The sequence below is a fragment of the Paenibacillus sp. LjRoot56 genome (assembly GCF_964253335.1).
GTDB classification, from domain to species: domain Bacteria; phylum Bacillota; class Bacilli; order Paenibacillales; family NBRC-103111; genus Paenibacillus_E; species Paenibacillus_E allorhizoplanae.
In genome coordinates, this window is the sequence record NZ_CAXURV020000001.1 from 879,808 (window position 1) to 893,507 (window position 13,700).

10 protein-coding genes and 1 tRNA gene are annotated in these 13,700 nt (G+C 45.8%); 5 read left to right on the forward strand and 6 right to left on the reverse strand.

The window, feature by feature from the left end:
- Positions 1-124 precede the first annotated feature (124 nt).
- The 3 genes from ACSQ8O_RS04070 (at position 125) to ACSQ8O_RS04080 (ending at position 4,571) form a co-directional block, all read left to right on the forward strand.
- Positions 125-1,618 (forward strand): DHA2 family efflux MFS transporter permease subunit, encoded by a 1,494-nt coding sequence (locus ACSQ8O_RS04070; RefSeq protein WP_436240528.1) that lies wholly within the window; start codon positions 125-127, stop codon positions 1,616-1,618.
- A 175-nt stretch (positions 1,619-1,793) separates the two neighbouring features.
- Entirely contained in the window at positions 1,794-3,236 is a 1,443-nt protein-coding gene (locus tag ACSQ8O_RS04075; RefSeq protein ID WP_436241936.1) for a SulP family inorganic anion transporter, read from the forward strand.
- Between the two features lie 27 nt (positions 3,237-3,263).
- Complete coding sequence (locus ACSQ8O_RS04080) at positions 3,264-4,571, forward strand: voltage-gated chloride channel family protein (protein WP_436240529.1); 1,308 nt, start codon at positions 3,264-3,266, stop codon at positions 4,569-4,571.
- Positions 4,572-5,080: 509 nt separating this feature from the next.
- Here ACSQ8O_RS04080 and ACSQ8O_RS04085 read toward each other — a convergent pair.
- From ACSQ8O_RS04085 to ACSQ8O_RS04100, 4 genes are all read right to left on the reverse strand, one after another.
- Positions 5,081-5,773, reverse strand: coding sequence for an MBL fold metallo-hydrolase (locus ACSQ8O_RS04085; protein WP_436240530.1), 693 nt, complete (start codon positions 5,771-5,773; stop codon positions 5,081-5,083).
- 175 nt (positions 5,774-5,948) lie between these two features.
- Positions 5,949-6,110, reverse strand: coding sequence for a MarR family winged helix-turn-helix transcriptional regulator (locus ACSQ8O_RS04090; RefSeq protein ID WP_436240531.1), 162 nt, complete (start codon positions 6,108-6,110; stop codon positions 5,949-5,951).
- Positions 6,111-6,247: 137 nt separating this feature from the next.
- Positions 6,248-6,874: a hypothetical protein gene (locus ACSQ8O_RS04095; RefSeq protein WP_436240532.1), complete on the reverse strand. Its 627-nt coding sequence runs from the start codon at positions 6,872-6,874 to the stop codon at positions 6,248-6,250.
- A gap of 178 nt (positions 6,875-7,052) precedes the next feature.
- Positions 7,053-7,766, reverse strand: coding sequence for a response regulator transcription factor (locus ACSQ8O_RS04100; RefSeq protein ID WP_436240533.1), 714 nt, complete (start codon positions 7,764-7,766; stop codon positions 7,053-7,055).
- Between the two features lie 300 nt (positions 7,767-8,066).
- On the opposite strand from ACSQ8O_RS04100, the gene ACSQ8O_RS04105 reads away from it, so the two are divergent.
- Both ACSQ8O_RS04105 and ACSQ8O_RS04110 read left to right on the forward strand, forming a co-directional pair.
- Complete coding sequence (locus ACSQ8O_RS04105) at positions 8,067-9,305, forward strand: EAL domain-containing protein (protein ID WP_436240534.1); 1,239 nt, start codon at positions 8,067-8,069, stop codon at positions 9,303-9,305.
- An 86-nt stretch (positions 9,306-9,391) separates the two neighbouring features.
- On the forward strand, positions 9,392-12,637 hold the full coding sequence (locus tag ACSQ8O_RS04110) for a response regulator (protein WP_436240535.1): 3,246 nt from the start codon (positions 9,392-9,394) through the stop codon (positions 12,635-12,637).
- 427 nt (positions 12,638-13,064) lie between these two features.
- Here ACSQ8O_RS04110 and ACSQ8O_RS04115 read toward each other — a convergent pair whose 3' ends face one another.
- Both ACSQ8O_RS04115 and ACSQ8O_RS04120 read right to left on the reverse strand, forming a co-directional pair.
- Positions 13,065-13,385 (reverse strand): DUF5658 family protein, encoded by a 321-nt coding sequence (locus ACSQ8O_RS04115; protein ID WP_436240536.1) that lies wholly within the window; start codon positions 13,383-13,385, stop codon positions 13,065-13,067.
- A gap of 200 nt (positions 13,386-13,585) precedes the next feature.
- A tRNA-Lys gene (locus ACSQ8O_RS04120) sits at positions 13,586-13,657 on the reverse strand.
- Positions 13,658-13,700: the final 43 nt, after the last annotated feature.

Below are 13,700 nucleotides of genomic sequence, written 5' to 3' on the forward strand. Positions count from 1 at the left end.
ACATTTATAAAAAAGCTGTTGCTTGTGAACATGAGGATTGATGACTATAATACTATTTACATCGAGTTTATTATACAACACATTGTCAATTAGTTAGAAATTGAATTTGAAAGGAATATGTGAAATGAGTAAAATTGCTGTATTTGATCCTAGTTCCATTAAGAAAGGTCCCCTATTATTCGTTATGATTCTGGGGGCATTTATCGCCGTTCTGAATCAGACGATTATGAGCGTTGCTTTACCGCCACTCATGGTCGAATTCAATATTGCCGCTTCAACAGGACAATGGTTGACCACTGGTTATATGTTGGTTAACGGTGTTTTGATTCCGATAACTGCGTTCCTGATGCAACGGTTTACGACGCGGGAGCTGTTCCAAGCGTCCATGATTATTTTCCTCATTGGTACCATTGTATCAGCTGTGGCGCCAGGCTTTGAGGTATTGTTGACAGGTCGTCTGATTCAAGCAGCTGGGGCAGGTATTATCATGCCGCTACTTATGAATGTTATTTTGACGATCTTCCCGGCAGATAAGCGTGGAGGAGCTATGGGTATGGTTGGATTGGCAATCATTTTTGCTCCTGCAGTCGGTCCTGCTCTTGCTGGTTATATTTTGGAACATTATTCGTGGCGTACTCTTTTCTACGGTATCATACCTATTGTTATTGTCGTCATTGCTGTTGCTTTTATCTATCTGAAAAATGTCTCTGAACGTCAATATCCCAAAATTGATGTGTGGGGTGCCATTCTTTCAACGATCGGATTCGGTTTCCTTCTTTACGGCTTCAGCAGTGCTGGTGGCAAAGGCTGGTCCAGTGCGGAAGTTATCGTATCTATTATTGTTGGTGTAGTTGCCTTAATTCTATTTACATGGCGTCAACTAGTTATCAAAGAACCACTATTAGATCTTAGAGCTTTCAAACACAATATGTTTACCCTGACAACGTTAATTAACATTGCAGTAACCATGGTTATGTACGCCGATATGATGCTGCTTCCGTTGTATTTGCAGAATGCTCGTGGCTATACCGCGTTGGAGTCTGGTATTCTTATGCTCCCTGGCGCATTGCTTATGGGCTTGATGATGCCAATAGCTGGTAAGCTATTCGATAAATTCGGAGCGAAGTGGTTGTCCATTATCGGTATGGTTATTACGATCGTAACCACACTTGGATTCATCAATTTGACGGATTCTACAAGTTATACCTATTTAGTTCTCATGTCGACAGGTCGACGCTTCGGGATGGCGCTATTCTTAATGCCGATCACGACGGCGGGACTCAATCAATTGCCTGCAAGGCTGAATGCGCATGGTACTGCGATATCCAATACCATCAAGCAAGTGGCGGGTGGCGTTGGTACGGCACTATTGATCACCGTTATGACGACTAGAACCAAATCTCATGTCATCGAGTTAATGACGGCTGGTAAAACAGCGACGGCTACGAAGGAAATGATTAAAGAAGCATCTATCCAGGGGATTAATGATTCTTATCTCGTTATTATTGGTATCGGGGTTGTTGGTTTGATTCTTTCCTTCTTCATCAAACGTGTAGGTCAAGCGGAGGAAGAAGAAACAGAAGTTGCTACCAATCGCAAACCAGTTAGTGCTTCATAAGACAAATAGAAGTCTCTCGATAAGTGCAGTACGCTCCTTTGGAGTGTACTGTGCTTTTTCTTTTTGATCTAGAGGGATGTCGAACATTTGTGTATAATGAGACAAGTTGACAACGGACCCGACTTTTCTGAGACTGAAAGGTCAAGAAGTACGTGGAAGGAGTGGAGATAGGTTGTTGGTTCGGAAGTTTAAAATAGCATGGTTCTCGAACGTCCGTAAGGATATCCTCGCAGGGATAACAGTTGCCTTAGCGCTGATTCCCGAGGCTATTGCCTTTTCGATCTTAGCGGGTGTGGACCCGATGGTTGGGTTGTACGCTTCTTTTTGTATTACAGTTACGATATCTATTGTAGGCGGACGCAGAGGAATGATTTCGGCGGCAACTGGAGCCATGGCTTCGTTGATGGGGCCTGTCGTGGCGAAATACGGGATCGAGTATTTATTCGCCGCGACGATACTTACCGGGGTTCTCCAGTATGTGATGGGGCTTCTGAAATTTGGCAGATTCATTACATTTATCCCCCATTCGGTCATGACGGGATTCGTGAATGCATTGGCGATCATTATTTTTATGGCGCAGTTCCCTAGCTTCCAAGGGGCGAATTGGCAGATGCTGCTGATGATTGCTGGTACACTTGCCATTATCTATATATTGCCGAGATTCACACAGGCGGTCCCCTCACCGCTCGTGGCCATTATTGTGATGACAATTATTTCCATGAGTCTGCATCTAGATCTTCGGACCGTAGGGGATATGGGCAAAATCACACAAGAGCTGCCATTTTTCCATATTCCACAAATTGATTTGTCGTTAGAGCTGGTCTGGCGTATGCTGCCGTTCTCCTTAGCACTTGCGGTTGTGGGTATGACGGAATCCCTGATGACGGCCACGATTGTAGATGAAATGACGGAAACGAAAAGCGATAAAAATAAAGAGGTAAAAGGCCAAGGGATCGCGAATGTGGTCTCAGGGTTGTTCGGCGGGATGGCAGGCTGTGCCATGATCGGGCAAACTGTTATTAATGTGAAATCCGGAGGGAGAGCACGGTTATCGACGTTCGTATCTGGAGTGTTTCTGCTCTTCCTTATACTTGTTCTCGGCGATGTTGTTCGGCAAATTCCGATGGGTGCGCTGGTAGGCGTGATGTTCATGGTGTCCATCGGGACCTTCGATTGGAGCTCGGTTCGAACGTTAGCTAGAATTCCGCGGAGCGATGCCTTGATTATGATCGTGACGGTTGCTATCGTGTTGGCTACTTCAGATTTGGCAATAGGTGTTGTATCGGGTGTGCTATTAAGTGCATTGGTGTATGGCTGGCGATCCGCAAGAATCAAGGCTCACGTGAGTATGGAGAAGAATGGTTCCAAAGTATATCGGATAACGGGACAGCTGTTCTTCGGTACGATGGCACATTTTGTAGAGCTTTTCGATTATAAAAATGACCCGGAAGACATTGTCATCGACTTCAGCTCTTCGCATGTATGGGATCATTCCGCAGTGACGGCGATTGCCAAAGCCATGCAAAGATACGAGCAAATCAATAAAACCGTATCGATTATTGGCTTGAATGCGGAAAGCAAGCATCTGATGGATCGAGTCGGACCACTGCAAAACTAGGCCTTTCAATGAGGGGTGAGAATTACGTTGAAACATCGTCTAAGGGCACTCGCTGAGTATGCCGCATCATTCATACATGTTGCATTAATAGGTTCATTCATCAAATGGATTTTCTATGGAAGCCTAGTCGGCATTGTGACAGGTTCGGCTTCTGCGCTGTTCCTAGCCAGCTTAGACCTTGTTACCGAGAAGCGATTGAACTATCCGTGGTTGTTGTTCCTTTTACCTTTGGGCGGGGCGCTGATGGCTTATGTCTATCTGAAAATAGGCAAAAATTCGGGCAGGGGGAATAACCTGATCCTCGAACAGCTGCATGATGGCAAGGAGAAGATTCCCTTTCGTATGGCACCTTTGGTGCTCGCAGGGACACTTGTCACGCATCTATTCGGCGGATCAGCGGGGCGCGAAGGGACGGCTGTTCAAATGGGGGGAAGCTTCGCCGAATGGATCGGGCGCATCTTCCGAGTGGACGAGGCTGATAGGAAAATTCTGCTCATGTGCGGCATTAGCAGCGGGTTTGGCTCTGTATTTGGGACGCCGCTTGCGGGAACTGTCTTCGGCTTGGAAGTGGTCGCCATTGGGATGGTGAGGTACCAAGCGTTGATCCCCTGTTTTATTGCTAGCTTGGTGGCCCATCTCGTTACCATGGCATGGGGGATTCAGCATATTCACTATGCCATGGGGGTCGTGCCTGAGTTATCCACAGGGGTTATACTCAAGGTCGTGTTGGCGTCGATCCTATTCGGTTTAGCCAGCATCCTCTTTAGCGAGCTTACCCATGGGATGAAAAAGCTGTATTCGCGGCTATTCGCGAGCCCGGTATTGCGAGCCTTTGTCGGCGGTCTTGTGATTATCGCGCTTGTTGTGGTATTCAGAACGAGGGACTATTTGGGGCTGGGCATTCCTTTGTTGCAGCAAGCTTTTGAAGAGCCGGTAGCTCATTTCGCCTTCTTATGGAAAACGGTGTTCACAGCGCTTACCCTCGGTGCTGGTTATCTCGGTGGGGAAGTAACCCCGCTGTTCGTCATTGGCGCTACGCTAGGCAATTCGCTAGCCGATCTGTTGGGGCTTTCCGCGCCATTCCTAGCGGCGCTGGGGCTGATCGCCGTATTCAGCGGCGCGACGAACACGCCGCTAGCTTGCTTCATCATGGGCGTGGAGCTGTTCGGCTCCGAGGGGATCCTTTACATGTTCATGGCGTGCATCGTGAGCTATTTATTCTCTGGCCACTCAGGAATCTACACGTCACAGCGAATCGGATTGTCCAAATCGAGAGGACACGCTGTGCCTGAGGGAGCCACCCTGACTTCGATCAGGATGAAGAAGAAAGAATGAAAATAGGCCGTCCCTGTAAAGTAGATGTTCTACTTCGGGGCGGTTTGTTTTATTTGAATTCCTCGTTTAGTCCGATTTCTCCGAACTAAAACGGTGATTGTTTGAGCAAAAGGGGAAATAGTCCGATTCTGCCGAACTATTTCCCACATTCCTTGCGGGAGTGGAAACAATCGACTAACGCGAGCGTAACCCAGGTAAAAGAAGAGGAAATAGTCGAAATAATCGACTAACGCGGGCGTAACAGAGGTAAAAGCAGAGGAGATAGTCGAAATAATCGACTATCTCGGGCGTAACATAGGTAAAAGCAGAGGAGATAGTCGAAATAATCGACTAACTCGGGCGTAACAGAGGCAAAAGCAGAGGAGATAGTTGAAATAATCGACTATCTCGGGCGTAACAGAGGCAAAAGCAGAGGAAATAGTCGAAATAATCGACTAACGCGGGCGTAACAGAGGCAAAAGCAGAGGAGATAGTCAAAATAATCGACTATCTCCTCTGCTTCACCAAACCTACGCCCATTTGGCTCGAAACGTTTGCGATGCCTTCTCAAGCAAAGGCTTGCCGTGTCCGAAGCAAGCGACATTGAACTCCGCCTTCCCTAGGCGGATTAAGTCCTGCTTCGCTTGCGCGAAGTTCTCGTGGCCGATGCTCCAGCCAAGGCCCATCATATTGGCCGCTGCATCCGCGGCGAACATCACGCCGCCTTGCTTCGGCAGCAGCAAGGCCAATTGCCCTGCGCTATGCGCGGGAGCAGGGATTGTTTGCAAACCAGCAGCGAAATCTAGCGTGTCATTCGCTATCAGATAGCCGTCGATAGGAAAAGTTTCTATCGGTGTTTCTTTGATGAATAAACGGAACAACAGTTTATTCATGAGCCCAGGCGTTGCCGTCAGCGGACGCTGCGGCTGCCCCTTCTCTACGATCGGCGCATCAGCTTCGCTGATATAGATCTTCACATGCGGAACCTCTCGCTTCAGTGCAGCTGTACCACCTACATGGTCAGGATGACCATGCGTAAGTAGAATGATTTTCAAGTCAGACGGCTTGTGGCCGATGGCTTGGATTCCCTCCAAAATTTTGGGAGCACATCCTGGTGTACCGGTGTCAATCAGAATAAGCCCATCCTCAGCTTGGATCAAGTAAGCATTAACGGTCCCAAGTGGGAACCAATAAACACCTGTAACAACTTGTTGAACTTTCATCTTCATTCCCCTCTCCCAAATAAAGATAACTAGCAACTAGCTGTAATAACCCTCGTTTATATTTAGTTTACCTAAATAATAGGACAGAGAAATACCTGGTTAATAAAATACCTAAACGAGGTCATTACCAATAAATGACCTCGTTTCAGGCTGGTTCTATCGCAGATAGGGTCAATTAAGACTCCTTCACATGAGCATGCCCGGATTCCGTTAAATAGACGCGCTGTACCCGTGCATCTTGATCATCAGACTTGCGTAACACCCAGCCCCCTGCAAAAAGCGTGTCGATCAGATTGGTCAAGGTAGCTGGACGGATCTGAAGCTTCTCATGCAACACTTTCTACGTAAGTCCATCCCCGAATGTCCAGAGTATTTCAAGAACATTCACCTGTGAAGCTGTTAGTCCATACACGGCTAGCTTCTGATCATATAAGAGGTTGAATTTCGAACGCATATTCCCTATGTTGAATTTACTTAGATTAGCCCTGTTAAGGAAGTGGATTCCAATGTGTGCGGCATGAATTTAGAAGCGCCTGATTTGAACAATCCTGCTAGAATAACACAGTGCAAGGCAATAACCTCCTGCACCCATAAGGGTTTCGAAGGGGAATCAGCGGCAAAAGTATGAAACTCTTGAAGGGCCAATTGCTGCGCAAAAAGAAGGAAATCCTCACGTAAGCAATAGCGATCCTGTTCAAGCTCAACGGCTGATTGTTGCAGGGAATGAAGTCCTCTGCCGATACAAGCGAAAGTCTGTAAGGTAGGCGGCAGGCGACAAGACAGCCATTTGATACACAGTGCGATCTGCCTTTGGTTAGGGGCTTTCCGTAAGTTGAATTGATGATTCAGATCGAGGATACCGTTGGGAATGACATGGAGGGTTTGTAGTGAGGAGCTCAAGATATGTATATGGTTTTCCCCCACATGAATGATATCGAGATGGTTCGGGATTCCGGCAGCCCAGACAGGCTTCTTCAGAGCGGCTATATGATCTTCTGTTCCATGCTCAGCGTACTCTGGGCTGTCAGCTAACAAATTGGATAATTCGTTCTTTTCTTGACCTAGCGTATCTAGCTTCCTCATGTACTTATCATTGTGCATTCGAATACCTCACCTGTAAGTTACATAGTTATAGTTACCGCCCGCGGCAGCGGTTCAGAACTCAAATGATAAAGGAATAATATTGGAAGGTCAACCCATTTTTTACTAATTTTAATAATAAAAACAAAAAAATAAGACCCTATCCAATTTTGGATCAGGTCAATATGTAATTGGCTTTTTAGATGACAAATTTATAGCCTACGCCCCATACGGTCTTAATATATTTTGGCTCTTTGGGATTGACCTCGATTTTCCTGCGCAAATTCGTAATATGTACATCAATCGCCCGCTCATTTATGTAGGAGTCGAATCCGCGTAATGCATTGATCAGGTCTTCGCGACGGTATACCCGTTCAGGATGTTCAACTAGCAATCGAATGAGCTCAAACTCGGAGAAGGTCATTTCGATTGATTCACCTCGTACGTGCAAGGTTCGTTTCTCTAAATTAATTTGGAGCTCCATGGCGGGAACGGTAATCCGTTGGCGTATCGGGGTAGGAGTAGCAAGTTGCTGCTCAGCGGGTAGTTCCTTTTTGAAGCGGCGTAATAGGACTTGGATGCGGGCCTTCATTTCATGCATACTGAATGGTTTGCATAAATAATCATCGGCACCAACGGTAAAGGCTTCGATTTTCTCGCTGACTTTGGAATTAGAGGAGATGATAATAATCGGAACGGGAGTAAGCCCGCGTAAGGAATTGCATAGCTCTGTACCTTCGAAGTCTGGGAGAATAAGATCAAGTAGAATCAGATCAGGCTGGAAATTATGTAGGGCCGCTAGACCCTCCTGTCCATTGTGACACCTGAGAACTAAGAAGTCTTCCTCTTTCAGATACATGCAGATCATCTCACCGATAATATCATCGTCCTCAATTAATAGAACTCTGTCCATTAGAAGTTCCCCCTAACGCATAGTTTCTAATTTGAAATTCGTAAAAAAATGATGAGGTGAGTGATGTTGCTAATATTTAGCTAATAATTCTATTATACGCTGTCGAATTTTAAGAGTAAACCGTTTTCATCTAGGAAATCCAAAAAAATGTTAGTAAAATATTAGCGAAAAGGAGCTGTGAAATTCATAAGATTTAAGTAAGTGTCCTAATAAGTGGAAAGTATAATGGTAGTATAAGTAAGAATGGCTTGAAGAGGTGGCGGAAAAATGAGTCTGATAGGCAGGCATAGAGTACTAGTAGTGAGTGAGTCGGAACAAACCGAGGGGGTCATTACGACCATCCTGAGGGAGGATGAACAGCTTATACTGTCAGGAGTTGTAGCAGATGGCAGTGCTGTATTGGCATATGTGTTTCGTGACAGGCCGGACTTGATTCTCATTGATATGGACTTGCCTGATTTATCGGGACTTTCGGCACTCCAACTCATCATGGACCATAGTCCTATTCCTGTAATTATACTGAGCACACTTACATCAGAAGGCTCGGCTCAAACGATCCAAGCAATGCGTTTTGGCGCAGTCGATTATTTTCATAAAGAAATGTTAGTTTCGGGACTTACGGGTGATGGGGTAGTCACCTATTTCCTCGAACGTTGCAAGCTTGCCATTCAAAATGGGGTAAAAGGCGTGTATCCCGCAAGCACACAATCTGACGGATACATGGATAGTTTGCAGCCTGGCGCTCCGTTAATCAATGGTGCTTTGCTGCAGAGACGGATGGATATTGAACTGTATCTCCGCCATGCCATCTCGAAGAACGAATTTAATCTGGTCTATCAGCCTGTCGTAGATATCAGTACGAATTGTGTTGTTGGATTGGAGTGTCTTCTTCGCTGGGACAATGCTTATATCGGTTATGTCCCGCCTTCAGAATTCATTACGATTGCAGAAGAAAGTGGGCTTATCCACGAGATTGGGGAGTGGGTGCTACGAGAAGCGTGCAGACAGAATCGGAAATGGCAGCTTGCGGGTCTTCCCCCCATGTTTGTAGCTGTCAATTTATCGCGCAAGCAGTTCAATGATTGTCGCTTAAGCGGAATCATTGCAGCGATCCTGGAGGAAACCGGCTTAGAGCCGAAGTACTTAGAACTTGAAATTACAGAGAGCTTGAGTGTAGAAGCCAGACTAGCCGCGGATACATTAGGGAAACTCAAAGAGCTAGGACTCCGCATTGCCATGGATGATTTCGGTACAGGCTATAGCTCGCTTGGATATCTGCGTGATCTCCCGATGGATAAAATAAAAATAGATCAATCGTTTATTAAAGGGTTACAACACGGTCAAGTGAACGCGATTATCGTGAGCACGATGCTCGCAATGGCGAGGCAATTGAACCTTGCTGTGGTTGCAGAAGGCGTTGAAACTGAAGAGGAGCTGCAAGTGCTGCGGGAGTATGGCTGCTGCTTCGTTCAAGGCTATTATTATAGTAAACCAGTGGAAGTTAGACATATTGAAGAAATGTTGTATCAACTAGCCTAGATGAAATGATAGAATGATGAAGGATATGTGAAATAAGTATCCTCACTAGAGTCAGAAACGGGTTGGTGATTGCTCTGTTACGTGATTTGATTGTCAATTTTGCGTTAATAACGGTTTTTGTCGTAGTTGTGGAACATTTCCTTCTTGTCATGAAGCTTGATCAGAGGCCAACTTGGTTACATAAAGTTTATATCGGATTGGCACATGGTGCGCTTGTGGTTGTCTTGATGAATTTCAGTATTCAAATGGCGCCACAGGTGAGTTTGAATTTCCGTGGTGTCGGTTTGCTGCTAGCTGCCTATATGGGAGGGATGCTTTCTCTATTCATTACCTTTGCTTGTGTGTGGATAGCTAGATTTGTCGTAGAAGGTACGATTTCTTTGCCGCTTTTGTTAATTGGTATTGCAGCGATTACTGGAACTGGCATCATTTTTGCCCAAGTAAAAGCGTATTGGATGAGATGGCTGTATGCGTCTACGTTCTTTTTTGTCTTTTATTATGCCATGGTGTGGCTCGCATTCGGGACATCACTGGATGTTATCTGGAAATACATCAGCTATCAGTTAATGTGTGTTTTTGTAATCGCTTGCTTCATGCGATATTTGCTTCGAAATCGGGAATATAAGGGGCAGATTCGGCAGGTGGAGGAAGAGCTGCTGGATATGCTGCGTTTTCAACCGGGATTCACGTTTAAGCTCCATAAGCACCGTGATGAATTCGTGTATATTGTGATTGAAGGACAGCTGCTGCAAATGCTAGGGCTGAAACCAAGTCAGTTTATTGGCAAGAAAATAAGTGAAGTGAATGTATATAACGAATCTTTTCAGGCTCGTATCCAGCAATATTACGAGAGGGCTTGGCAGGGTGAACGTGTCAATTACGAGTATGACTACAACGGGTTCACAATCCTAGTAAGTCTACAGCCCATTTACAAAAATGGTTATGTGATTGAGTTGATCGGTTCTGCGTGTGATGTTACGGAGCAACGTGCTGCTTTAATTAAAGCAAGAACAAGGGATGAACAGTATCGGACTTTGGTAGAAAACTCGGAAGATTTCATATTTCGATTTCGATTGGATGGTACTATTGCCTCGTCCAATAGTAAGATGTATCTTACGTACCAGATGGATGCCGAGCACGTGAGGGGAAAGCTGCTAACGGAATTGGTTCAAATGGACGATCCGGAGACATGGGAAATAGGGTTCGAGCAAACCATTCTGGAACGGAAAACGCAACAATTCGGTATTCACCTCCGGCATCCGGATGGGTCCGAGCATGCCTATAATGTGACGTTGTCGCCTTTATTCACGGAAGATGAGAAAGAAATTGATGGTGTGACGGGGACAGTCCATGACATCACGGATCTGAAGAAGCGGGAAGAAGCGGATCAGTCCAATAGGGCCAAGAGTCAGTTCTTAGCTAGGATGAGTCATGAAATACGTACGCCGCTCAACGGAATCATCGGTTTGTCGCTCCTTTTACAAAGGACAGAGCTAACTACCATTCAACAGGATTATTTAAGCAAAATTGATTCCTCCTCTAACGTTCTACTGGCTACGATTAATGATATTCTGGACTTCTCGAAACTTGAAGCGGGTAAAATGTCACTAGAAACGGTAGATTTCTCTCTGGAGGCATCACTCCAAAAGGTAGCTGATCTTACGAGTGTATCGTTAGGCAAGAAGCGAATCGAGATTATACTCGAAACGTCGGAGGACCTGCCTGATCTCGTCAGTGGTGATCCGTTTCGGTTAGAGCAAGTGCTCATTAACCTAACGAATAATGCCATTAAGTTTACCAAGAGGGGCTATTTGCGATTGAAAGTCGCGCTAGAGGAAAGATTTGATGAGGGTTATTTACTCTCGTTCGCCATGGAGGATACGGGCATCGGAATCTCTAAGGAGCAGCTCTCGAAGCTCTTCGTTCCGTTCTCACAAGCAGATACGTCGATGAGTCGGCGATATGGGGGGACAGGCTTAGGGCTTGTCATCTGCCAGCATTTAGTACAGTCCATGGGCGGTGTCTTGCAAGTTGAATCGACCCTTGGTCAAGGAAGCCGATTCTATTTCAACTTAATGTTAGGGAAAGCTTGTGCTGAAGAGGAAGTGCAGCCTACTATCGTACAGACGAAGCTTAGTTCTAGTCAGAGTCAGCGAATTCGGATTGCCGAAGATCATCCTCTTGTTGCTAAGCATATTACTGAATTACTCGAAGCGATGCACTTGCAGACTGATCGCGTAGCGACGGCATCGGAATTGGTGGCTGCGTTAGAAAACGATGCGTGGAACGACTTGCCTGTTGACTATGTGCTTCTCGATATGCAAATGGAAGATCTTGAGTATCAGGATGGGTTAGAGCGAGTGATCGCACCCATTGACCGTTCACGTACAAAGATAATCGCGTATACGACACTGGATGGCAGGGAATGGATGTCCGAGTTGCCAGAGGCTTTGCAGGCTGATGTTGTGCTCGTGAAGCCTGTAAGTAGATCGAATCTGAAGCTGGCTATCGAGGGACTAGCTCATTTGGAGCTCCGAACTGTTGCAGCGGAAACAACTCCCATAACTCACGCGGAAGCAGAGCGGGCAACGGAGTCCAAAGGGAACATTCTCGTAGTAGAGGACAATGAGATCAATCAGCTCGTCATCTCTGAGCAATTGAAGCAATTGGGCTATCATACGGTGATTGCACAGAATGGCCTTGAAGCTTTAGAATTAGCGGACAGCCAGCCATGGAAGCTGATTCTCATGGATGTACATATGCCAGAGATGGATGGCTATGAGGCTACTCAGAAGCTGAGACAACGCAAACATTTGAATCTCGTGCCGATCGTAGCACTCACGGCGAATATGCTTATGCAGGATCGCATGCAGCTGCTGAAACTGGGCATGAATGATTTGCTCATTAAACCGATTACGGAACGGCAGCTGACGGATATGTTAGGGAAATGGAATCAATTGAGCTTGTTGAACCAATACCCAGGAGTGGGTGTGGAGCAATTGCTGCAGAATATTGATCAGAAGCTGCATATTTTCCAGTATATGATGGAGAAATTTAATCAGGATTATTCTAACTTCTATGATCAGCTGATCCCATTTATAGATGGCGGGGAGCTTGTTGCCGTTAAAAGAAAGATCCACACCCTGAAAGGGATCGCTGTGAATTTCTACGCAGATGCGCTGGTGGCGGAGGTGCTCGCTATGGAGAAGGAGCTGGAGAGTGGCATCCATCCACAGGAAGCCTTACACATTTTGAAGCAAATTCAGCATGAGATCGACGCAATTCTTGGACAGGGTAACAGTCCCGCCATTGTGTTAAGTGAAGCTCATTGAGCATGTGAAAAATGCAGACGAAGAGGCCTGATGTTGACGTTGATACCGAGTAAGACGGTCGACGTACACTAGGCCTCTATTTTGTATTGTAAATCCTACGGTGCTCCAGGCAAATAGATGGATTTTATCCAGTTATATTTCGGGATTTTTCGATCAAACGCTCAATAGATGGAGAACCTACAGTTAATTTTAACCATTTTGCCTAATGTGAAGAAAAAAAGCCGTTTTAGCTACATATTTTACAGTTAAATCGAATTTTCGAAGAAATTTCTCGTAAATAGCTGTATGTTTTCCAGTTAACACAACTGTGCTGTGTAAGTGTGTACGTGTCCTCCAAACTTACAAACGTCACCAACACCGTCTGAAATCACGTTTTATAGACGGTGTTGTGGAAACATAGCCTATATATGTTCACGTGATAAGTTGGCTACATGGCAGAACCAGCGACATAAGTTAGCCCATAGGAGAGCCAGACGAAATGATACACATTGACGGCTGCATAAACGATAACGGTGAGGGTCAGGCAGGGTTGGACCCATAATTTCTGGCGGATATAGGGATATATGAGCATTAGTGCGAGAGGGAATATGAGTTTCACGAGATAATACGCGATGATGTGCCATTCGTAGAGATGGCGGATGAACGGATTGGCCTCTTGAATGAAGGCTAGCTGCAAGCCGATATCGGTGAATAGCGCGTCGAAAAAGCAGAGAATGAGCAGCAATACCAGTAGTTTGCTCTTAAACATGGATCGAAAAACAAGCATACGGTTCCTCGCTTTCCGTGGCTTCATTCGGATGCGTTCCCGAGCATCGAGCAAGTCAGAGATGAGGTGGACGAATCCTACTGGTGATACATAATGTATCACCCTAAGGTCAGTTTGTCCAGTTCACAGCGTCATAAGAGAAAACCCCCTGCGATCCGATGAAGATCGAGGGGGATTCATTATAGGCCCGGTGGGGGTCGAACCCACAACCTACCGGTTAAGAGCCGGTTGCTCTGCCATTGAGCTACGGACCTAAGATTTGCTAATTGTAACATGTTGCGTAAGATTGGGTCAATC

Excerpts from the sequence above, each read along its gene's own strand:
- ACSQ8O_RS04095 (WP_436240532.1), bottom strand. The coding sequence starts at position 6,874 with ATGCACAATGATAAGTACATGAGGAAGCTAGATACGCTAGGTCAAGAA.
- ACSQ8O_RS04100 (WP_436240533.1), bottom strand. The coding sequence starts at position 7,766 with ATGGACAGAGTTCTATTAATTGAGGACGATGATATTATCGGTGAGATG.
- ACSQ8O_RS04115 (WP_436240536.1), bottom strand. The coding sequence starts at position 13,385 with ATGTTTAAGAGCAAACTACTGGTATTGCTGCTCATTCTCTGCTTTTTC.
- ACSQ8O_RS04085 (WP_436240530.1), bottom strand. The coding sequence starts at position 5,773 with ATGAAAGTTCAACAAGTTGTTACAGGTGTTTATTGGTTCCCACTTGGG.
- ACSQ8O_RS04070 (WP_436240528.1), top strand. The coding sequence starts at position 125 with ATGAGTAAAATTGCTGTATTTGATCCTAGTTCCATTAAGAAAGGTCCC.